The following is a 252-nucleotide window of genomic DNA, read 5'->3' on the forward strand; positions in this document are numbered from 1 at the left end:
CTCTTTTTCAAACAGGAGAAAACCGCCATACATGCGTTTGGACTCATCATCACATTATGATGGACGGCTGGAGCTTGGGCATTGTGCTGAAAGATTTCTTCAGCATGTATTATGCGATCCGAAACGGGCGGCCTGTAAACCTCGGCAGTCCGGCTCCTTACAGCTCTTATATCAAATGGCTCCGAAGCCGGAATAAAGAAGAAACGTCAGCGTTCTGGTCGCGTTGCTTGGAAGATTACGGAGATGTCGTTT

Annotated in this window: 1 protein-coding gene; it reads left to right on the top strand. The window is 48.0% G+C overall.

The genetic code is table 11. The annotated features are described in order from the left end of the window. Nucleotides 1-252, top strand: a 252-nt coding sequence (locus G9F48_RS19475) for a condensation domain-containing protein (protein WP_165409993.1), incomplete at both ends; no start/stop codon positions are given.

This window comes from Bacillus sp. EKM420B (genome assembly GCF_011065565.1).
In the GTDB taxonomy this organism is placed as follows: Bacteria; Bacillota; Bacilli; order Bacillales; family Bacillaceae; genus Bacillus; species Bacillus velezensis.